General features: G+C 33.7%; 2 protein-coding genes. One reads left to right on the forward strand and one right to left on the reverse strand.

Annotated elements, in window-relative coordinates; all coding sequences use genetic code 11:
• Positions 1-291 (reverse strand): hypothetical protein (locus BDR01S_RS24590; RefSeq protein ID WP_066363413.1); only part of this gene is annotated, 291 nt, incomplete at its 3' end.
• Between the two features lie 206 nt (positions 292-497).
• Here BDR01S_RS24590 and BDR01S_RS24595 point away from each other — a divergent pair.
• Positions 498-683 (forward strand): hypothetical protein, encoded by a 186-nt coding sequence (locus BDR01S_RS24595; RefSeq protein WP_066255742.1) that lies wholly within the window; start codon positions 498-500, stop codon positions 681-683.
• Positions 684-710: the final 27 nt, after the last annotated feature.

Raw genomic sequence — 710 nt, forward strand, 5'->3', positions numbered from 1 at the left:
TGGAACAAAAACTCCGACAGTAGAAGCAATAACAATTACCCAAAATGTTTTTGAGGTTAATCTTTCCTTCAGTAACCGACTTTCTTTTGACACAAAAAAGGAGAGTACGATTGTATATAATCCAAAAAGCATAAATGATATACCAAACCATACTACCCAAACGCTTCCTATAAATCTAATTCCAGAACTTTCATAAACATATTTAAGAACATTATCAGTTAATAAAAAACCAACAACTAAAAATAGAATAATTTCAATAATAGTAATTAAATACATTTTCCATATAGCCATCTCTCCACCTCCTCGAAAAAAAATAACCAAATTTACCCATCCACATTATAACATTGTTCCTGTACTAACTGCCCCGTTAGCTGAATAAGAAAATATCAGCAACCACGACTGCGATGATTTCTCCATATTGTTTTTTCAAATTCCCTCCATACTACCTGATATTTATCTCCACAACCACACACCATATAATAACGGAGGTGAATTTTATGCGAGAACAAGGTCAAAAACAATCAAGAAATGTTGAAGTCATTCCATATTTAGATCCAAGTAAGAATCCTTCAACACAGGCTAATTATGCTGGTGGCAATCCTTTTTTAGACACAAGTGAGGATCCTTCAACACAGTCTAATTACGCTGGCGGCAGTCCTTATTTAAATACAAGTGAGGACTAATCAACACAGAGCTATAGAAAGATACTA

It is taken from the genome of Neobacillus drentensis NBRC 102427 (assembly GCF_001591445.1).
GTDB lineage: Bacteria > Bacillota > Bacilli > Bacillales > Cytobacillaceae > Neobacillus > Neobacillus drentensis.